19 protein-coding genes and 2 tRNA genes are annotated in these 18,335 nt (G+C 65.6%); 8 read left to right on the top strand and 13 right to left on the bottom strand.

The genetic code is table 11. The annotated features are described in order from the left end of the window. Nucleotides 1-5: 5 nt before the first annotated feature. The 4 genes from CAL12_RS18570 to CAL12_RS18555 form a co-directional block, all read right to left on the bottom strand. Nucleotides 6-905 carry a c-type cytochrome gene (locus tag CAL12_RS18570; RefSeq protein ID WP_086065978.1) on the bottom strand — a complete coding sequence of 300 codons (900 nt, stop codon included), beginning with the start codon at nt 903-905 and terminating at the stop codon, nt 6-8. Then, nucleotides 902-2,674 (bottom strand): GMC family oxidoreductase, encoded by a 1,773-nt coding sequence (locus tag CAL12_RS18565; protein WP_086065977.1) that lies wholly within the window; start codon nt 2,672-2,674, stop codon nt 902-904. The genes CAL12_RS18570 and CAL12_RS18565 overlap by 4 nt, the downstream gene beginning before the upstream one ends. Continuing rightward, complete coding sequence (locus CAL12_RS18560) at nt 2,671-3,453, bottom strand: gluconate 2-dehydrogenase subunit 3 family protein (RefSeq protein ID WP_086065976.1); 783 nt, start codon at nt 3,451-3,453, stop codon at nt 2,671-2,673. The genes CAL12_RS18565 and CAL12_RS18560 overlap by 4 nt, the downstream gene beginning before the upstream one ends. A gap of 113 nt (nt 3,454-3,566) precedes the next feature. Continuing rightward, complete coding sequence (locus CAL12_RS18555) at nt 3,567-4,070, bottom strand: CinA family protein (protein WP_086065975.1); 504 nt, start codon at nt 4,068-4,070, stop codon at nt 3,567-3,569. A gap of 106 nt (nt 4,071-4,176) precedes the next feature. Between CAL12_RS18555 and CAL12_RS18550 the strand changes: the two genes are divergently transcribed. Beyond that, the gene (locus tag CAL12_RS18550) at nt 4,177-4,668 is read left to right on the top strand and encodes a DUF421 domain-containing protein (RefSeq protein WP_086065974.1); all 492 of its coding nucleotides are present in this window, start codon (nt 4,177-4,179) and stop codon (nt 4,666-4,668) included. A 57-nt stretch (nt 4,669-4,725) separates the two neighbouring features. Here the strand turns inward: CAL12_RS18550 and CAL12_RS18545 are convergent. Beyond that, nucleotides 4,726-4,801, bottom strand: a tRNA-Thr gene (locus CAL12_RS18545). Nucleotides 4,802-5,004: 203 nt separating this feature from the next. On the opposite strand from CAL12_RS18545, the gene CAL12_RS18540 reads away from it, so the two are divergent. From CAL12_RS18540 to CAL12_RS18520, 5 genes are all read left to right on the top strand, one after another. Then, nucleotides 5,005-5,709: a GntR family transcriptional regulator gene (locus CAL12_RS18540; protein ID WP_086065973.1), complete on the top strand. Its 705-nt coding sequence runs from the start codon at nt 5,005-5,007 to the stop codon at nt 5,707-5,709. Between the two features lie 48 nt (nt 5,710-5,757). After that, entirely contained in the window at nt 5,758-6,435 is a 678-nt protein-coding gene (locus tag CAL12_RS18535; RefSeq protein ID WP_086065972.1) for a DUF2848 domain-containing protein, read from the top strand. Between the two features lie 27 nt (nt 6,436-6,462). After that, a complete protein-coding gene (locus CAL12_RS18530) occupies nt 6,463-7,794 on the top strand; it encodes an amidase (RefSeq protein WP_086067977.1) in 1,332 nt (443 codons plus the stop codon). Between the two features lie 156 nt (nt 7,795-7,950). Beyond that, complete coding sequence (locus CAL12_RS18525) at nt 7,951-9,279, top strand: MFS transporter (protein ID WP_086065971.1); 1,329 nt, start codon at nt 7,951-7,953, stop codon at nt 9,277-9,279. 107 nt (nt 9,280-9,386) lie between these two features. After that, nucleotides 9,387-9,462: transfer RNA gene (locus CAL12_RS18520), tRNA-Asn, on the top strand. A gap of 155 nt (nt 9,463-9,617) precedes the next feature. On the opposite strand, the gene CAL12_RS28120 is transcribed toward CAL12_RS18520, so the two are convergent. Then, the gene (locus CAL12_RS28120) at nt 9,618-10,301 is read right to left on the bottom strand and encodes a hypothetical protein (protein WP_157793029.1); all 684 of its coding nucleotides are present in this window, start codon (nt 10,299-10,301) and stop codon (nt 9,618-9,620) included. Nucleotides 10,302-10,356: 55 nt separating this feature from the next. Between CAL12_RS28120 and CAL12_RS18515 the strand changes: the two genes are divergently transcribed. After that, nucleotides 10,357-11,559, top strand: coding sequence for an MFS transporter (locus tag CAL12_RS18515; protein WP_086065970.1), 1,203 nt, complete (start codon nt 10,357-10,359; stop codon nt 11,557-11,559). On the opposite strand, the gene CAL12_RS18510 is transcribed toward CAL12_RS18515, so the two are convergent. Next, nucleotides 11,491-11,733, bottom strand: coding sequence for a hypothetical protein (locus CAL12_RS18510; RefSeq protein ID WP_086065969.1), 243 nt, complete (start codon nt 11,731-11,733; stop codon nt 11,491-11,493). The genes CAL12_RS18515 and CAL12_RS18510 overlap by 69 nt on opposite strands. Before the next feature lie 305 nt (nt 11,734-12,038). Between CAL12_RS18510 and CAL12_RS18505 the strand changes: the two genes are divergently transcribed. Next, entirely contained in the window at nt 12,039-12,941 is a 903-nt protein-coding gene (locus CAL12_RS18505; RefSeq protein WP_086065968.1) for a LysR family transcriptional regulator, read from the top strand. A gap of 29 nt (nt 12,942-12,970) precedes the next feature. Here CAL12_RS18505 and CAL12_RS18500 read toward each other — a convergent pair whose 3' ends face one another. The 6 genes from CAL12_RS18500 to CAL12_RS18475 form a co-directional block, all read right to left on the bottom strand. Continuing rightward, on the bottom strand, nt 12,971-13,903 hold the full coding sequence (locus CAL12_RS18500; RefSeq protein WP_086065967.1) for an SMP-30/gluconolactonase/LRE family protein: 933 nt from the start codon (nt 13,901-13,903) through the stop codon (nt 12,971-12,973). Beyond that, complete coding sequence (locus CAL12_RS18495; protein ID WP_420042796.1) at nt 13,900-14,916, bottom strand: ABC transporter substrate-binding protein; 1,017 nt, start codon at nt 14,914-14,916, stop codon at nt 13,900-13,902. Before CAL12_RS18495 ends, CAL12_RS18500 begins: the two co-directional genes overlap by 4 nt. Nucleotides 14,917-14,929: 13 nt before the next feature. Beyond that, a complete protein-coding gene (locus tag CAL12_RS18490; protein ID WP_086065965.1) occupies nt 14,930-15,772 on the bottom strand; it encodes a fumarylacetoacetate hydrolase family protein in 843 nt (280 codons plus the stop codon). A gap of 78 nt (nt 15,773-15,850) precedes the next feature. Next, nucleotides 15,851-16,615, bottom strand: coding sequence for an SDR family NAD(P)-dependent oxidoreductase (locus CAL12_RS18485; protein WP_086065964.1), 765 nt, complete (start codon nt 16,613-16,615; stop codon nt 15,851-15,853). Nucleotides 16,616-16,704: 89 nt separating this feature from the next. After that, on the bottom strand, nt 16,705-17,511 hold the full coding sequence (locus CAL12_RS18480) for an ABC transporter permease (RefSeq protein WP_086065963.1): 807 nt from the start codon (nt 17,509-17,511) through the stop codon (nt 16,705-16,707). Further along, the gene (locus tag CAL12_RS18475; RefSeq protein WP_086067976.1) at nt 17,492-18,328 is read right to left on the bottom strand and encodes an ABC transporter ATP-binding protein; all 837 of its coding nucleotides are present in this window, start codon (nt 18,326-18,328) and stop codon (nt 17,492-17,494) included. Before CAL12_RS18475 ends, CAL12_RS18480 begins: the two co-directional genes overlap by 20 nt. Nucleotides 18,329-18,335 lie beyond the last annotated feature (7 nt).

The following is an 18,335-nucleotide window of genomic DNA, read 5'->3' as shown; positions in this document are numbered from 1 at the left end:
ACGTCCTATTGCGCCCGCATGCCCGCGTAGTACCTGGCCAGTGCGGCCGAGTCCTCGGCGCTCAGGCGTTTGGCGATGTCGCGCATTGTGCCCAGGTCATCGTTCGCGCGCTGTCCGTTGCGGAAAGCATCGAGCTGCCCCGTGACAAAGGCTTCGGGCTGGCCGGCCAGGCGAGGCAGCATGGGCGCTTCGCCTTCGCCGTTGGCGCCGTGGCAGTTCGCGCATGCCGCCAACGCCAGGGCGTTGTCGCCGAATCCGTGCAGGCGCTGCCCGCGATCCTGCGGGTTCGCGACCGGCGCCTTGATCGCCGGCGGCGGCAGGCTGCCGTAGTAGTGCGCCACGGCCGCGATGTCCTTGTCGTCCAGGCCTTTGGCAATGCCCGTCATGATGGGATGCTGACGGGTCCCGTCCCGATAGTCGAGCAGTTGCTTGGCAACGTAGGCGGGCGGGGCGCCGGCCAGGGTGGGAAAAGGTGTGCCGGCCGCGGGCACGCCCTGCGCGCCATGGCATGAAGCGCAGGCCGCCACGCCGGCCGAGGGCTTGCCGGAATTGGCCAGCGAGGCATCGATAGGCGTGCCGGCATTCTGCGCGAGCAGTTGTTCCCAGCGCGCCTGCGGAAACGAGAAATCGGTCGCCGTGCGCGGTGGCGTAGGCGGCACCTGCGCCGCGCCGCCGGGAGCTCCAGGCGCCGCTGCCTGCTGCGCAGGCGCGCCCGGCGCCGACGCTTGCGGCGGCGTCACGGGCGCGGGTGCCGATGATCCAGCCACCCCTCCCGCGGGCGGGCCCGGCGGTTTCTCGCGATGCGGCGGAAGATGAAAAAGCCCCGATACGATCGCGACGAGCAGGACGAACGACCCGCCGACCGTCGTGGCGCCTTTCACGAGAGCGGCCACGTTGTGATTCATGTCTTCACCAACGGCCCGGGAGATTTCAGGTAGTCGCGCTTGATGGCGTCGACCATCCAGTACGCCGTGGCGCCCACCGTGCCCGTCGGGTTGTAGCAGGAGTTCTGCGGAAACAGGGAGGCGCCGGTGACGAAGACGTTGGGAACATCCCAGCATTGGCCGTAGCGATTCACCACGCTGGTCCGCGGGTCGTCGCCCATCGCCGCGCCGCCGGTCAGATGGGTGGACTGATAGCTGGCGGACGAATACGGACGCGTGCGCGGCGCCGGTTCCGTATGGATCACCCCACGCATCGCTTTGCCGATCTCATCGCCTTTCGCCGTCACGAAGCGCGACATGCGAATATCGTTGTCGGGAAAATCGTAGGTGATGCGCAGCAGGGGCTGTCCCCAGGCGTCCTTGTACGTCGGGTCCAGGTCCAGATAGCTGCCGCGGGTCGGTTGCGCCGATCCCGTGATGGTGATGGGGATCGCATGGTTGTAGTAGCGCTTGACCGTTTTCTTCCATTCGCTGCCCCAGGTCGGCGTCCCCGATGGCACCGGGTGGTTGCTGATCGGCGTGCCGCTGACCACCTGGATCTGGATGTAGGCGCCCCCGACGAATCCCAGCGGTCCGTGGTCGAAGTTGTCGGTACAGAAGTCGTCCATGGTCACCGCCACCGCGCCGGCGCCCATGAAGGGATTGATGGGCGTCTGCTCATCGAAGAACAGGCCCACGCCAGAGGTGGTCTGGTGCGTATAGTTGCGTCCCACCACGCCTTCGTTGGCCTTTGGGTCATAAGGCTTGCCGATATTGGACAGGAGCAGCAGGCGCACGTTGTTGATGCTGAACGCGCACAGGAACACCAGTTCGGCCGGCTGGAAGACTTCCTCGCCCGCTTCGTCGACGTAGGTCACGCCGGTTGCGCGTTTTTTGTCCTTGTCCAGCTCCACGCGCAGCACATGCGTTCCCGTGCGTATCTCGAAGGTGTCCAGCTTCATCGCCACCGGCAGCACGCAGACCTGTGGCGACGCCTTGGCGAAATGTTCGCAGCCGTAGTTCGAGCAGAAGCCGCAATACACGCAGGCATTCATGTGCAGGCCTTCGGTATTCACGTAAGGCCGGGTGCATAGCGCCGATGGCTGCACGTAGGGGTGGTATCCCAGCTTGCGCGCGGCTTCGCCGAACAGGGCGGGGGCGTAAGGCACTTTCATCGGCGGGTTGGGGTAGGGGTTGGATCGCCAGGGTTCGAATGGATTGCCGCCTTCCTGCTTCTGGCCCTTCAGGTTGCCGGCAAAGCCGGATGCGCCGATCAGCCTGTCGAAGCGATCGTAGTAGGGCTCGAGTTCTTCGTACGTGACCGGCCAGTCCTGCGCGGTGATGTCTTCGTCGAAGATCTTGGCGCCGTACTTCTGCGTGTAGTGCGATCGCAGCTTGAATTCGACCTCGTCGAAGCGATAGTACGCGCCTGACCAGTGATTGCCCGCGCCGCCCAGGTGCGTGCCGGGGTAGGCGAAGGCCCAGCGGCGCATGGGCAGCGCGGTCTGGTTGATGTTGTTCCGGAAGGTGTAGGTCTCGGTGGCGGCGTTCTGGTGCAATGCATGGCGACGCACATATTTGATTTCGTCGTGCACCATGGGGCCCTGGAAGTCCGGCGAAGGCCAGCGCGGCTGGCCGCGTTCCAGCACGACGACCTTCTGGCCGTTGGCCGCCAGCTCCTTGCCGATGATGGATCCGGTCCAGCCGCCACCGACGATGGCGACGTCGACCGCCGGTAGGGTGCGCGTCATGCGGCCTCCCCGGCAGGCCGGCCTTCCACCCGCATGTCGTGCATCGGGCTGTTCGCGATGGACACCGGTTCCCGTACGAAGGCGACGCCGTGCCGTTCGATGTCGTTGGCGTAGCTGGCGTAGGCGCCGGGGAACTGGACCAGCTTCCATCCCACCATGTCGCGGTTGCCGCCATGTATGGGGTCGCCGAAGAAGCCTTCGACAGTCGCGTCCATCAATGCGGCGAAGAAGACCGCGGACGGCAGCGGCGAGAAATCGAGCTTGCCGGTTTCCATGTTCCTGAGCATCTCGTCCTGCGCGGCCGGTTCCAGGTCGGCGAAGGCCTTCCCGCCCTGGCGTTGCGCGACTGCCTGGGCGAAGCGAGCGAGCCCGGTGCGGAACATCTGGGCCGGCGTATACGAGAGCTGGTAGCCCTGCTGCGGCGTGCCGGCCGCGAACGGTCCCGACTGGTAGAACTGTTCACCGGCGCCCCAGGCGCCCGCCAGCTGCTGGTCCATGAATACCGTCACGCCCGCTTCGCGCGCGCCGGGGCCGAGCTCGTCCGCGGGTATCAGGCGCGCCACGATGGCGTCCATCAGCGCGGCCTCATCCGTATTGAAGAACCGCCACGTGGGATTGGTGGCGGCGTGCGCGGCGGCGCTGCCCGCCTGCGCGGCGGCGCTGTCGGCCTGCGCCTGGGCAGGCTGTATCCGCCCTGTCAGCGCCGCGGCCGGCAATCCTACGGTGATTGCCTTCAGAACCTGCCGGCGCGACGCCGGATCGACTGGTTTGGGGTTCATGCGACCTCCGGGGGAAACGGGCTGCGCGGCTGCAACTGTTATGCCCGCCGGGCGCTGACGGTGATGCGAACCCGCTCCGAAGGAGATAGATGAGTACGGTTGGCAGCGTAGGCCTATCTGCCGTCGCGGCGCCATTCTTCGTAGAGCGCGGCCATCCTCTCCAAGGCGAAAGCCGCCGCGGCCTTGCGGATCTGGTGGCGTCCGCCTTCGAAGCGATGCGTCTCCGTGAACACGGCTGGATTCGCGTCCGCCGGGCCGGCCTTGAATATCCAGGCGTAGCACTGCGTTCCCGCCGGGATATCGCCATCGCTGCCATCGGCCAGGCCGGTGTTGGCGATCGCCACGTTGGCGGGACTGCGCTCGGCGGCACCCAGCGCCATCTCCCGGGCCACAGCCTCGCTGGTCAGGTTGTGCGTATCCAGGGTGCGCTGCGATACCCCGAGGCAGCGCCGCTTGGCGTCAGGCGAATATACGACGAAGGCACAATCCAGCAAGGCCCCCGCGCCGGGGATGTCGGCAAGCGTGCTGGCAATCAAGCCGGCGGTGCACGATTCCGCGGTCACCAGCGTCAGTTGGTTGTCGCGCATGAAGATGGCGACGCGGTCGATGGCGTTCATGATGTCGTCCTCCCGGTGCAGTCAAAGCAACTGACGGACCCAGGCGGACCGGGCGCGCCGATTGCTTACTGATGGGCTGTTGCAGCATCGTGGAAGGAGGCCGCCCATGGACATACAGTGGGACAACATCATCAAGTTCAGCATGTCGCCGCTGGAGATCGTGATCCGCGGCACCATGACGTACTGGTTCATCTTCACCCTGCTGCGCATCGCCGGCCGCCGCGACGTCGGATCGCTGGGCATCGCGGACCTGCTCGTCGTCGTCCTGATCGCCGACGCCGCCCAGAACGCCATGGCGGGCGAATACAAATCGGTCCCCGACGGAATGGTGCTGGTCGCCACCATCGTGCTCTGGAGCGTCTTCATCGATAGGGTGGCGTATACGTGGCCCGCCACGCGACCTTTTCTGCAACCCGGCAAACTCTGCCTGGTCAGGGACGGGCAGGTCCAACTGCGCACCATGCGGCGCGAAAGCATCACGCTTGAAGATTTGGAAAGTGAACTACGCCAGAAGGGCGTCGAAGACGTGGCGCAGGTGAAACTGGCTTATCTGGAGTCCGACGGCTCGGTCAGCGTGATCAGGAAGAAGGGGATGTGAAATTGCAAAGGCCAGAAAGCACAAAGGCCAACCCCATGGGGTTGGCCTTTTATATTCTGGTGCCGGCAATAGGAGTCGAACCTACGACCTTCGCATTACGAATGCGCTGCTCTACCAACTGAGCTATGCCGGCCCTCTTGTCTTGCAGTTGTCTTGCATATTTCCCGGGCTACCTGTCCCGGAAAAGACCAAGATCATATCAGAAATTTTGGATACAAGGAAAGCAGGCCCCGCCGATCCTACACGACCGGTCGCGGCGAGGCTCGGGGGTAATCCCTGATATGGAGCCTGTGATATATCAGAGTATTATCACTTGCGCTTTACTTTGATATCACGATGGCCAGCCCGATAACTTCCACCTCGTCCGACGACGGCGCCATACGCGGTTCCGATGGGGGCCGTCCGTCGTCCGGCGCGGCCCTGCGCGAACTCGCCTATGCCGAGATCAAGCGGCGCATCATTTCCTGCGAATTCCGGCCCGGGGAGGCGATCAACGAGTCTCAGGTCGGCACGCTGCTGGGCCTGGGGCGTACCCCCGTGCACCAGGCCTTGCATCGCCTCGAAAGCGACGGGCTGGTATCCATCCTGCCGCGCAAGGGCGTCCTGGTCGCGCCGTTGTCGTTGAACGAAGTGCTGGACATGATCGAAGTCCGCCTCACCAACGAGCTGCTGTGCGTCACCCTGGCCGCGGAACGCGCGCACGGCAGCGACATCCAGGCCATGCGGGACATCGTCGAACGCTCGGCGGCGCTGCTGGAGCACCGCGATATCAATGGCCTGATGCAGCTGGACCTGAAGTTCCACAACGCCATTTCGGCCGCCTCGCGCAATCGCGTCCTGGCCGAACTCCTGCGCGGGCTGCACGAGAAGCAGGCGCGTTTCTGGTTTCTCTCCTTGCAGGATCCGGTGCACCTGGCCAATGTCTACCAGGAGCACATGGCCGTGCTGGATGCGCTGGAGCGTCGCGACATCCCCGCCGCGCGCGAAGCCATCCGCGACCACATCGACGAATTCCGCAAGAACATCATCCGTTCCATTTGAGCCGGCCCCATGACGTGAGGGCCGCAGCATCACAAGAGGTTTAACGCCATGCCGCAATTGAATTTCCAGGTCGCCGGATTGGGCGACCGCACCGTCCTGATCGACCGCCTCGTGATCGCGGGTTGGGCGGGCCGCGATGAGTCGGCGGTGCAGCACCATATCCGCGAACTGCAGGAAATCGGCGTCAAGCCGCCTTCCACCGTCCCTTGCTATTACCCCCTGGCCGCCGCGCTGCTGACCACCGACGAGGAAATCGAAGTGCCACGCGCAGATTCGTCGGGCGAGGTTGAAGCGGTGCTGTTCTCCACCGAGGATGGCCTGCTGGTCGGCATCGGATCGGACCACACCGACCGCAAGGTCGAGGCCTACGACGTCACGGTGTCCAAGCAGATGTGCGCCAAGCCGGTCAGCCGCGAGCTGTGGCGCTTCGACGAAGTCGCCGGCCATTGGGACCAGTTGATCTCACGCACCTGGCGCGTGCGCGACGGCGAGCGTGCCCTGTACCAGGAAGGCCCGATGACCAGCCTGCGCGATCCGCGCGAACTGGCCGAAAAATACGCCGGCAAGGAAGGGCTGCCCGTGGGCACCGCCATGTATTGCGGCACGCAGACCGTGATCGGCCAGCTGGGCTATGGCGAACAGTTCGAGATGGAACTGCACGACCCCGTGTTGAACCGTACGCTGCGCCATGCCTATCGGGTGCGCGTGCTGCCCGTCACCGACTGAACCGGCCGTGCCGGAAAGGACTCCATGATGCAGACCATCAAGCCCATCAGGCAGGCGCAGGCCGATCTCCAGGCCGGCCGCATCACCAGCGAAAAACTCGTCGAGCAGTCGCTGTCGCTTATCGAGTCATACCGCCAGGCGGGCGGCGCGGCCTATCTGCACGTGGATGCCGAAGCGGCGCTGCAGGCGGCGCGCGCCAGCGATGCCGCGCGCCGGGCGGGCAATGTCCCATCGCCCATCGCGGGCTTGCCCGTCTCCATCAAGGACTTGTTCGATGTGCAGGGCCAGGTGACGTCGGCGGGCTCGCGCGCGCTGGCGGGGGCCGCGCCCGCCACGCAGGACGCCGCCGCCGTCGCGCGCCTGCGGGCCGCCGGCGCGGTGCTGCTGGGCCGCACCAATATGAGCGAGTTCGCTTTTTCCGGGCTCGGCCTGAATCCGCACTACGGCACGCCGCGCGCACCACACGATGAAGCGCGCGTGGCCGGTGGTTCCACGTCCGGCGGCGCGGTGAGCGTGGCCAAGGGCATGGCGGTGGCCACCCTGGGCACGGACACCGGCGGCTCGATCCGCATTCCGGCGGCGTTCTGCGGCCTGACCGGCTTCAAGCCGACCTCGCATCGCGTGTCGCTGCAGGGCGGTGTGCCGCTCTCGCGCACGCTGGATTCGGCGGGGCCGCTGGCGCGCACGGTCGATTGCTGCGCCATCATGGACCGCGTCCTCAGCGGCGAGGCTCTGGACGCGCGGCCGGCGCCGCTCAAGGGGCTGCGCCTGTACGTCACGCGCGATTTCGTTTTCGACGGCGCCGATGCCGCCGTGGTCTCGGCCTTCGAGGCAGCGGTCGCAAGGTTGTCCGGCCTGGGCGCGCAAATAGTGCCTTTCGATTTTCCGGAGCTGAAGGATATTCCCTCGATCAACGGCGGCGGCGGCTTTACCGCGGCCGAGGCCTGGCATTGGCATCGTGAATTGCTGTCCAGCCGGGGCGAGATGTATGACCAGCGCGTCGCCATGCGCATCCGCCGTGGCGAGAAGCAGTCGGCGGCGGACTACATCACGCTGATCGACGAGCGCGCGCGCGTCATGGCCGCGGCGGCGGACCGCCTGCGTGACGCCGATGCGTGGTTGATGCCCACGGTCGCGGTACTGCCTCCGCGCGTCGACGACCTGCAGGCGGATGAGGCTTTCTTTTCCGTCAATGGCCTCGTGTTGCGCAATACCAGCGTGATCAATTTCCTGGACGGCTGCGGGGTGTCGCTGCCGACCGGGCAGCCCGGTATCGGCCTGGCGGTCTGCGGCCTGCGCGGCGCGGACGCGCGGGTGCTGCAAGTGGCCGGCGCGATCGAGCCTGCGATGGCCGCCTAGTTCGCACTCTGGCGGCCGCGCCTGGCCGGCCGCACCTAGCCGGCCGCACCTAGCCGACCGCACCTGGCCGGTCGCACCTGGCCGGTCGCACCTGATTCGATTCAAACCCCCCGCCGCGGGGCGGGGCTTTTATCTCCTTACCTACGGAGCATACCCATGTCGTCCACCGTTACCCCGGCGCCGGGTGGAGCAGCCAGCGCGCCATTCCCGGCCGAGCGCGCGCTTGCCTATCGCAAGATCGCCGTACGCCTGATCCCTTTCCTGGTATTCCTGTTCGTGCTGGCGTGGATCGACCGCGTCAACATCGGCTTCGCCAAGCTGCAGATGCTGCAGGACCTGCAATTCAGCGAAACCGTCTACGGACTGGGCGCGGGCATCTTCTTCATCGGCTACTTCCTGTTCGAAGTGCCCAGCAACCTGCTGCTGGAAAAGATCGGCGCACGCCGCACGCTGGCGCGCATCACCATCCTGTGGGGCCTGGCCTCCATGGCGATGATCTTCGTCAAGACCCCGACGCAGTTCTACGTGCTGCGCTTCCTGCTGGGCGTATTCGAAGCCGGTTTCTTCCCCGGCGTCGTGCTGTACCTGACCTACTGGTTTCCCGCCGATCGGCGCGCGCGCATCAATGGCTACTTCATGACGTCCTTCGCCATCGCCGGCGTGGTGGGCGGGCCGATCGCCGGCTTCATCATGAGCGCGATGTCGGGTGTCGAAGGGCTGGCGAACTGGCAATGGCTGTTCGTGATCGAGGGCATCCCGTCGGTGCTGGCCGGTTTCGCGGTGCTCGCGTGGCTGCCGGAAAAGCCCGCGAACGCCAAGTGGCTGAGCGACAGCGAGCGTACGCTCGTGACGCGCGAGCTCGAGCAGGAAAGCCGCGATCCCGCCAAGCATTCGTCGCTGCGCGACGCTTTCAATGGCCGCGTGTGGCTGTGCGCGCTGATCTACTTCTGCATCGTCAGCGGCAACGCCACCATCGCATTCTGGACGCCGTCCATCATCAAGGAACTGGGCGTGCAGGGCAACTTCCAGATCGGCCTGGTGTCGGCGATTCCGTTCATCCTGGGCACCATCGCCATGGTCCTGAACGGCATCCATTCCGATCGCACCGGCGAGCGCCGCATGCACAGCGTGCTGGCCAGCATCGTGGCGGCGGCGGGCCTGGCCGCGACCGGCTACTTCCTGGGCAGCCCGGTCACCGCGCTGTATGCGCTGTCGTTCGCCGCCATCGGCATCCTGGCGGCCTTCCCGGTGTTCTGGTCCTTGCCCGCGGCCTTCCTGACCGGCACCGCGGCGGCAGGCGGTATCGCCCTCATCAACTCCGTCGGCAACCTGGCCGGCTTCGCCGCGCCTTACCTGATGGGTTGGCTGAAGGACAGGACCGGCAGCCTGGCGTCCGGCCTGTATAGCGTCGGGTTGATGGAGCTGTGCGCCGCGATCCTCGTGCTGCTGTTCATCAAGGTCAAGCGCGACACGCCGCGCGCGTGACGGCGAACGAAGCGGAGCCGGCGACCGATGGCTCCGCTTCTTCAGTAAGTGCAGCGCGATTTGCACACCCAAAAAAAATCGTGCTATAGTCTCGCTTCTCTAACAGGTCCCCGATAGCTCAGTCGGTAGAGCGACGGACTGTTAATCCGCAGGTCGCTGGTTCGAGCCCAGCTCGGGGAGCCAAATCTAGTTAGAGAACCAAGCAGTGATCAATTAAAGATCAATCAGTTAAAACCGCCCTTGCCGGCGGTTTTTTCTTTTGGGCGTCCCGGTGTGGTGTGACCAAATCCTGTGGCCAAACCCGCGAATACGGCGTCGGGCGAGGGCGATTCCCGCGCTTACTCGTCCGAGCTGGTTGCGGCCAGAAGCTCACACCGAGTGGCGCCTTGTCGCCGACAGTCTTCCATCGCGGCCTTGATCGCCTCAGCGCGGCTCGCCTTGCCCTTGGCAACACCAAGCACAGGTTTATCGATCCCTTCCACGGAGGCGGTCCAACCCTTTGGCAGATCCGTTTTGCGATTGGGGTCTCCCCAGTATTCGGGATCGCGCCGCGGTTTGGGTGTCGCAGCCGGTCCTTGGCTGGCCCAATCACAAAGAGGTGCAGGGGCAACCCCCGGTCCACCTGGATCCATACCGAGAAAAACTTCACCATTTCCCGCGCCGCCAGGACAGACGTGCGGTTCCGCCTGGGCTGCCGTCGTCATTGTCATCAGCGTGATTCCAGCAAATGCCAAGGCGTGCAGATGGCTGCTGAAACAACGGGGATGGATTTTCATGATGTCGCTCCAATCTGAAATTTCGCTTTTATCTTCGCACATTGCAATAGAGCGGATCGGAACTGCTGGATCGTCGATAACATTTTCGAGTACTTGTCGCCGTCGGCAGTCTTGCCATCGGCGATGCTCGCACTCGCTTTGCGTCCAGGCAAACATCGACCGTTGCAACGCCCGGTTCTTGGCATCGCGCAAAGCCCGCGTAAAATACTCGTTGCATTGCAGCAATTCTTGCTTCCGTGCTGCCACGGGCGCCCCCGTCTCTTCCTGCGGTCGCCCGAACCATCAACCCGGACCACTTCAAATGACCGCTCAGCCCGCCGTGCCGCATCGGCTAGGCCTTGTTCTCGTCGCGCTCGCCGTCGGCAGTTTCGCCATCGGCACCACCGAATTCGCCACCATGAGCCTGCTGCCGTATTTCGCGGCCAGCCTGGGCATCGATGCGCCGACCGCCGGCCACGTGATCAGTGCCTATGCGCTGGGCGTCGTGGTCGGTGCGCCGGTGCTGGCGGTGCTGGGCGCGAGGCTGCCCAGGCGTACGCTGCTGATCCTGTTGATGGGATTGTTCGCGATCGGCAACGGCTTGAGCGCCTTGGCGCCCAACTATCACGCGATGCTCGCGGCGCGTTTCCTGAGCGGCCTGCCGCATGGCGCCTACTTCGGCATCGCATCGCTGCTGGCCAGCTCGCTGGTGCCGGCCAATCGTCGCACGGTCGCGGTGGGGCGGGTGTTCCTGGGCCTGACCTTCGCCACCATCGTCGGCGTGCCGCTGGCCAACTGGCTGGGGCAGGCGGTGGGCTGGCGCTGGAGCTTCGCGCTGGTCTCGCTGCTGGCGGTGGCGACCATGACCAGCGTGCGCCTGTTCGCACCCCACACGCCGGCCGATCCCACGGCCAGCCCACTGCGTGAACTGACGGCCCTGCGGCGCGGCCAGGTGTGGCTGACGCTGGGGATAGGCGCCATCGGTTTCGGTGGCCTGTTCGCCGTTTATACCTACCTGGCGGACACGCTGACCGCCGTCACCCACGTGTCGCCGGCCATGGCGCCCCTGGTGATGAGCGTGTTCGGCGTTGGACTCACCGTCGGCAATATGGTGGTGCCGCTCTATGCGGACCGGGCCATCATGCGCACCGCGGGTTTGCTGCTGGTGTGGACCGCCGTGGTGCTGGCGCTGTTTCCCTTGATGGCCGGCAATCTCTGGCTGGTGATGTTGAGCGTCTTCCTGATCGGCCTGGGCGGGGCGCTGGCGACGGTCCTGCAGACCCGGCTGATGGACGTGGCCGAACACGCACAGGGACTGGCCGCCGCGCTGAATCATTCCGCCTTCAACACGGCCAATGCGCTGGGACCTTTCCTGGGTGGACTGGCGATCGCGGCGGGGTACGGGTGGACATCCACCGGTTGGGTGGGCAGCCTGCTGGCGATAGGCGCCATGCCGCTATGGTTGTGGTCCGTGACGCTGCAACGCCGCCGCCGTTCTTATCAACGCGTCGCGATGCGCGGATAGCGCCGCGATCCGGTTTTCCATTTCGCGGGCGCGCAGCTTCTCGCGCCACGCCAGCGCGCGCTGGCGCCGCAGCGTCGCGATCATGCGGTACTGGCAATCCAGCTGATGTCGCCATTCGGCGATAAGCCTGTCGGTCTTGCGCAAATCGATGTACAGCTGGTGTGGATCGTTCATTGGCCGGCTCCCCGTGGGCGACTTATCCGCGCGCAGCGCAAACAGTACGCCAGGAAATCCTGTCCGGCACGGGTGGAGTGCGCAGGGATGGCGCTTTTGGCGGTAGGAGCAGATCCCGCGGCGACCGGACGCACGTGGTGCGTCGCGGTGCCGCCAGTCCACGTTGTATAGTGCTGACGCGCCTGGCGGCACACCCTGAGTCAGCGCGTTTTAAGCTCCAGGTCGGACAGCGGGTGCGCGCGGCGGCAGGGCCGCGCTCCGCCCGGCGGCATCCGGCCGTAGAGGCATGTCGTCGGAGGAGGCCGATGCGTTTCGACCTGTTGTCGCTCAAGCTGTTCGTGGCGGTCTGCGAACACCTGAACATCTCGCGTGCCGCGGAGGCCGAAAACATCGCGCCGTCAGCGGTCAGCAAGCGCATCTCGCAGATGGAGGACATGCTCACGACGCCGCTGTTCCTCCGCAGCAACAAAGGGCTGGAGCTGACGCCGGCCGCGCATTCGCTGCTGAACCATGCGCGCGTGATCCTGCGCGATCTGTCGCAGATGGAAAGCGAGCTGTTCGATCACGCCGAAGGCCTGCGCGGACAGATACGCCTGCACGCCAGCCTCTCGACGATCGTGCAGTACCTGGCGAACGACATCCGCGACTTCCTGGCGCTGCATCCCGCGCTGCGCATCGACCTGCAGGAAAGCCTGAGTCCGGAAGTGGTCCGGGCTGTCGCGGAGAACGCCGCCGATATCGGTATCTTCGGCGGCAACGCCCTGGTGCCCGGCCTGCGCGTGTACCCATATCACAGCGACCGGCTCGTCGTTATCATGACGGCCGACCACGTGCTGGCCAAGGCGCGCAAGCTGACGTTCCGCCAGGTCGCCGAACATGAGCTGGTCGGGCCGCAACCCGGCAGCTATCTGAACTCGCTGGTCCTGCGGGCCGCGGCGGACCTGGATTTCCCGTTGCGCTTCCGCATCCGCGTGAACGGTTTCGAGCCTGCCCGCAGCATGGTGGAAGCGCGGCTGGGCATCGCCCTGGTATCCGAGCACCATGCCGCCCGCTATGTATCGTCCGGCCCGCTGGTCGCCGTGCCGCTGGACGAGGATTGGGCCATGCGCCACTGGAAGATCTGCGTGCGCGACGCGGAAACGCTGCCGGCGCCCGTGCAGTCGCTGATCAAGCATCTGAGCGAACACAGCGAAAGACCGCGCCCTTAGCGCGGGCGCCGCGCGATCCCCGTGCCGCGCTAGCCGTAGGGCAGGCGCAGCCCGGCGTCGGGCCACGCCATGCTGATCAACTGGCCCGTGCCCGACAAGGTAATGTAGGCCGTCCGGTGATCCGGCCCGCCGAAGCAGATATTGGTGACCATGGGATCGGGCAGCATGACCTGGCGCAGGATTTCGCCGGACGGCGCGATCACCGTGATGCAACCTGTCACCAGCGTACCCACGCAGATGTTGCCATGGGCGTCCACGGCCATGCTGTCCAGTCGCTGGTAGCCTGGCAGGGCGCACAGCAGGCGCCCGCCATTGGGAGAAGGGTAGGGATGCTTGCGCGGCCGGCCCGGTCCGTCCAGGTCGAATGCCCAGACGCGGCCGGTCTCGGTCTCCGATACGTACACCACCTGTTCGTCCGGGGACAGGCCGACGCCGTTGGCGGTGGTCAGCGGATACGCGACTTCCACGATCATGGAGCCGTCGGCCAGCGCGTAGTAAAGCCCGGCATGGTCCCGGTCGCGCTTGCGGTTCTTGCCGAAGTCGGTGAAATAGAAGCCGCCCTGGCTGTCGAACACCAGGTCGTTCGGCCCGCACAACGGCGCATCGCCGCAGCGATCGTACAGCGTGCGCAGCTCGCCCGTATCCGGGTCGTAGCGTTCGATGCGACCGCTGGTATAGCCGGGATGCACGCCCGCCCGCGTGCGGTTGTAGCCGGCGATGGTCTGGAACAGGAAGCCGCCGTTGTTGGCGATGTAGTAGGCCCCGTCCGGGCCCACGGCCAGGCCGTTGGGGCCGCCGCCCGTCTCGATCAGCACTTGGACATCGCCGTCGGGCGTGACGCGGCTGATCGTTTCGCGCTGGATTTCCACCAGCACCACGGAACCGTCGTCGCGCGCCACCGGGCCTTCGGGAAACATCAGCCCGCTGGCCATCACCGTGAAGTCGTCGGTCGCCGGGCTCATTGCTTGGGCACCTGCTGCACGAAACGATTGGTGTAGGTCGCGTCCAGGTCGATCCTGGCCGATGCGATGGCGGGATCGAAGGCGGCCAGGACATTGCGTACCGTGCGCGCGGCTTCGTCCGTCATCACGCCGTCCTGCGACAGGCAGGCGCGCATATTGGTGTAAGCCTGCGCGAAGACCTCCTTGTCCGCCAGGGCATATTCCGGCGGCACGGCGGCTGCCACCTGTTCGGGCGTGGCCTGCGCCAGCCATTGTTCGGCGCGCACGATGGCGGTGGCGATCGCCTGCACGGTGTTCGGATACTTATCGACGAAATCCTTGGTCGCGTAGACGGCGGCTTCGGGATAGTTGCCGCCCAGCGTCTTTTGCGTGGCCTCCGGGCTGCGCATCGCCGCCAGGGGAAACAAATCGCCGCTGTCCTGCAGGATGGTGGCCACCGGATCGTTGGACATCATGGCGTCCACCTGGCCACCGCGGGCCGCCGCCACCGCGCCGGAAGACGAGCCGACGCCGATGATGGAGACCTCGTCAGGCTTCACGCCGGCGCGGCTCAGCAGGTAGTTCACGCCCATGTGAAAGCTGGATCCCGGCGAGCTGACACCGATGCGCTTGCCCTTCAGGTCCGCATAGGACTTGATCTTGTCGCGGCTGCCCTTGGTGACGCCGAAGACGAAGCCGGGACAATTCGCCTGGATGGCGAAGGACACCAGCTTCTGGCCCTTGACCGCCATCGTGATGGTGTTCGAATACGCACCGGCGACGAAATCCGCGCTGCCGCCCATCAGGGCCTGCAGCGCCTTGGCGCCGCCGCTATACACGCCGATATCGACATCCAGCCCCGCCTGCTTGAAGTAGCCGCGACTGCTGGCGATGACGAAGGGCAGATAGGGAAAGCCCACGCCGGCCGCCGCCAGGTGCAGCTTGGGCTTCTCCGGTGCGTTCTGGGCCTGGGCGGCCAGTGGCGTACCGGCCAGCAATGCCAGCGAAACGGCGGCCGCGGCGTAGCGCATCATCATGTCGTTCTCCCTATCCTTGAATCACGTCCTGCCGTTGCGTGCCCAGTCCTTCGATACCCAACGTCACCACGTCGCCGGCCTTCAGGTACACCTGCGGATTCTGGCCCAGGCCGACACCCGGCGGCGTGCCGGTGGATATGATGTCGCCCGGCTGCAGCGACATGAACTGCGACAGGTACGACACCAGGTAGCGCACGCCGTACACCATGGTGGCCGTGCTGCCGTTCTGGTATCGATGCCCGTTCACCTCCAGCCACATCGGCAAGGCCTGCGGGTCGGCGATCTCGTCGGGCGTGACCAGCCAGGGACCGATGGGGCCGAAGGTGTCGGCCGACTTGCCCTTGGTCCATTGACCCTGGCGTTCCGCCTGGAAGGCGCGTTCCGATACGTCGTTGATCAGGCAATACCCGGCCACGTGCGCCATGGCCTCGCTTTCCGGCACGTATTTGGCCGGCTTGCCGATGACCACCCCCAGTTCCACTTCCCAGTCGGTCTTTTCCGAATTGCGGGGGATCTCGATGGGATCGTCGGGCCCGCTGATGGCGCTGGTCGCCTTCATGAAAATGATGGGCTCGGGCGGCACCGTCGCGCCGGTCTCGGCCGCATGGTCGGAGTAGTTCAGCCCTATGCAGATGAACTTGCCCGTGCCGCTGACGCAGGGCCCGAAGCGCGGCTTGCCCGGCACCAGGGGCAGGGATTCGGCGTCGATCTTCTTCAAGCGATCCAGGGTGTCGGGCAACAGCGCGGCGGCGCCGACGTCGGCGATGTGCCCGGACAGGTCGCGTATGCGGCCCTGCCCATCCAGCAGGCCCGGCTTTTCCTGTCCCTTGGCGCCGTAGCGTAGCAACTTCATTCTCAACTCCTGTGTGCGTGGAAAGCGCCTGGCGGCCAGGTGCCGCCGGCGAAGAACACGGTACGGCGCGGTGGCCGCTCAATAAGTGGCGCGGCCGCCGGACAGGTCGAAGACCGCGCCGGTGGTGAAGGAGTTCTCCTCGCTGGCCAGCCAGGCGATCATCGCCGCGGCTTCGTTCAGCTCCAGGAAGCGGCCGCGGGGGATGCGGCTCAGCATGTAGGCGATGTGCTCGGGCGACTGCTGTTCCATGGCGCCCGGCGTGCGCGCCACGGCCGGTGTCACGCAATTGACGGCGATGTCGTGCGCGGCCAGTTCCTTGCCCAGCGACTTGGTCATGGCGATGACCGCGGCCTTGGCCGAGCTGTAGGCCGCCGCATTCGGATTGCCTTCCTTGCCGGCGATCGACGCCACGTTGATGATGCGGCCGTACTTCTGCGCGATCATGATGGGGGTCACGGCACGGCAGCAATAAAACGTGCCGTTGATGTCGATGTCGATGACCTTGCGCCACTGGTCCAGCGGATACTCGGCCAGCGTGGTGTTGGGCCCGACGATGGCGGCGTTGTTGATCAGGATCTCCAGCTTGCCCAGCGCGCGCAGCGTGTTGGCCACGCCGGCTTCCACGCTGGCATAGTCGGCGATGTCCACGTGCTCGGTGTGCACCTCGCGGCCGGCACCGCCCAATTCCTGCTTCACCTTGGCCAGCGCGTCGGCGTTGACGTCCCAGATGGCGACGCGCGCGCCCGACTCAAGGAAGCGACGCACCACCGTCAGTCCTATGCCCTGTGCGCCGCCGGTCACCACGGCCACGCGGCCGGTCAAAGCGATCGAGTTCGTTTGCAAGATACGTTTCCTTTGTTGTGTTTTACATAGTTCCCGGCGGGCTACGCCACGGATGTCCAATGCGAGGGCAGGTGGCCCCGGCGCGGCTGTCAGGCGCTGGCGGCCACGGTCTGGCCAGCGACGGGGCGCCAGCGCATGAAGTGGTCTTCGAACAGCGAGACCGTGGTGTCCAGCACCAGCGCGAACACGGTCAACAGCAGGATGCCGGCGATCACGGAGTTGATGTCGAAGACGCCTTCGGCCAGCAGGATCAGGTAGCCGACGCCTTTTTCCGATCCCAGGTATTCGCCGACGACGCTGCCGACAAACGCGATGCCCACGGCGTTGTGCAGGCTGGAGAACACCCAGCTCATCGCCGACGGCATATAGACGTGCCGCATCAGTTGCCGCGAGCTGGCGCCCAGCATGCGGGTGTTCGACAACACCGCCGGGCTGACTTCGCGCACGCCCTGGAACACATTGAAGAACACGACGAAGAACACCAGCGTGACGCCCAGCGCGATCTTGGACCAGATGCCCAGGCCGAACCACAGGGCGAAAATGGGCGCGAAGATCAGCCGCGGCATGGAATTGAAGGCCTTGATGAACGGGTCGGTCACCACCGCCAGGAAGGGGTTCAGCGCCAGCCACAATCCGCATCCCAGGCCGAGTATCGTCCCGATGGCGAAGGCCAGCAGCGTTTCGATCAGCGTGGTGTACAGATGGATGAAGATCGAGCCGCTGGCGAACCAGGTCACGATGCGCTGCGCCACGCCCAGCGGATCGCCGAAGAAGAAGGGCGACAGCCATTGCTGGCTGGTCCCCAACCACCACAGGAAGACCGCGCCCGCCAGCAGCAACAGCCGGGTGGCGAGCACCAGGACACGGTTGTTCGGATCAAGAGCGAGCGCTGGCATAGCTTTTCAGGACCTCCCCTCTGAGTACTTCCCATATCTCGGTATGCAGCTGCAGGAAGCGCTGCGTCATGCGGATCTCGGCGACTTCGCGCGGACGCTCCAGGTCGATCTCGAATTCCGCGATGGGGCGTGTGCCGGGGCCGGCCGACAGCACGACGACCCGGTCGGACAGCGAAATCGCTTCTTCCAGGTCATGCGTGACGAACACCACGGACTTGCGGTCGGCCGACCACAGGCGCAGCAGCTCGTCCTCCATCAGGTGGCGGGTCTGGATATCCAGGGCGCTGAAGGGCTCGTCCATCAGCAGGATGCGCGGGTTCAGTATCAAGGCCTGCGCCAGGCCGGCGCGCTTGCGCATGCCACCGGACATCTGGTGGGGATACTTCCTGCCGTGGCCCGCGAGCCCGACGCGCTCCAGCCATTCGCGCGCGGACTGGAGCGCCTGCGCCTTCGGCGTGCCGTGAAAGACCAGGCCCGCGGCGATGTTGTCTTCCGCGGTTTTCCAGGGCATCAGGGCATCCACCTGGAACAGGTAGGATGCGTCCTTGTTCAGCCCCTGCGCCAAGGGCTCGCCGAAGATGCTCAGGGTGCCCGACGAAGGCCGCATCAGTCCGGCGGCGACATTCAACAACGTGGATTTGCCGCAGCCGGTGGGACCGACCACGGAAACGAACTCGCCGTCGCGTATTGCCAGGTTGACGTCGCGTACCGCGGTGTAGGTCTGGCCGCGGCCTTCGTTGCTGGCGAAGGTGCAGGTCACGCCATCGAAATGCAGCGCCTGGCGCACGGGAGCCGCTTGTCGGGACGTCGCATGCATGGATGTG

Origin of the sequence: Bordetella genomosp. 8, from assembly GCF_002119685.1 — a bacterium.
Classification (GTDB): Bacteria; Pseudomonadota; Gammaproteobacteria; order Burkholderiales; family Burkholderiaceae_B; genus Bordetella_C.
This window is presented reverse-complemented; position numbering and strand designations above follow the sequence as displayed.

What these genes read in the sequence shown, in the direction of transcription:
- CAL12_RS18540 (WP_086065973.1), top strand. Translation starts at nt 5,005, where the DNA reads ATGGCCAGCCCGATAACTTCCACCTCGTCCGACGACGGCGCCATACGC.
- CAL12_RS18480 (WP_086065963.1), bottom strand. Translation starts at nt 17,511, where the DNA reads ATGCCAGCGCTCGCTCTTGATCCGAACAACCGTGTCCTGGTGCTCGCC.
- CAL12_RS18490 (WP_086065965.1), bottom strand. Translation starts at nt 15,772, where the DNA reads ATGAAGTTGCTACGCTACGGCGCCAAGGGACAGGAAAAGCCGGGCCTG.
- CAL12_RS18560 (WP_086065976.1), bottom strand. Translation starts at nt 3,453, where the DNA reads ATGAACCCCAAACCAGTCGATCCGGCGTCGCGCCGGCAGGTTCTGAAG.
- CAL12_RS18550 (WP_086065974.1), top strand. Translation starts at nt 4,177, where the DNA reads ATGGACATACAGTGGGACAACATCATCAAGTTCAGCATGTCGCCGCTG.
- CAL12_RS18510 (WP_086065969.1), bottom strand. Translation starts at nt 11,733, where the DNA reads ATGAACGATCCACACCAGCTGTACATCGATTTGCGCAAGACCGACAGG.
- CAL12_RS18525 (WP_086065971.1), top strand. Translation starts at nt 7,951, where the DNA reads ATGTCGTCCACCGTTACCCCGGCGCCGGGTGGAGCAGCCAGCGCGCCA.
- CAL12_RS18500 (WP_086065967.1), bottom strand. Translation starts at nt 13,903, where the DNA reads ATGAGCCCGGCGACCGACGACTTCACGGTGATGGCCAGCGGGCTGATG.
- CAL12_RS18570 (WP_086065978.1), bottom strand. Translation starts at nt 905, where the DNA reads ATGAATCACAACGTGGCCGCTCTCGTGAAAGGCGCCACGACGGTCGGC.
- CAL12_RS18565 (WP_086065977.1), bottom strand. Translation starts at nt 2,674, where the DNA reads ATGACGCGCACCCTACCGGCGGTCGACGTCGCCATCGTCGGTGGCGGC.
- CAL12_RS18475 (WP_086067976.1), bottom strand. Translation starts at nt 18,328, where the DNA reads ATGCATGCGACGTCCCGACAAGCGGCTCCCGTGCGCCAGGCGCTGCAT.
- CAL12_RS18505 (WP_086065968.1), top strand. Translation starts at nt 12,039, where the DNA reads ATGCGTTTCGACCTGTTGTCGCTCAAGCTGTTCGTGGCGGTCTGCGAA.
- CAL12_RS18515 (WP_086065970.1), top strand. Translation starts at nt 10,357, where the DNA reads ATGACCGCTCAGCCCGCCGTGCCGCATCGGCTAGGCCTTGTTCTCGTC.
- CAL12_RS18535 (WP_086065972.1), top strand. Translation starts at nt 5,758, where the DNA reads ATGCCGCAATTGAATTTCCAGGTCGCCGGATTGGGCGACCGCACCGTC.
- CAL12_RS18555 (WP_086065975.1), bottom strand. Translation starts at nt 4,070, where the DNA reads ATGAACGCCATCGACCGCGTCGCCATCTTCATGCGCGACAACCAACTG.
- CAL12_RS18530 (WP_086067977.1), top strand. Translation starts at nt 6,463, where the DNA reads ATGCAGACCATCAAGCCCATCAGGCAGGCGCAGGCCGATCTCCAGGCC.
- CAL12_RS18495 (WP_420042796.1), bottom strand. Translation starts at nt 14,916, where the DNA reads ATGATGCGCTACGCCGCGGCCGCCGTTTCGCTGGCATTGCTGGCCGGT.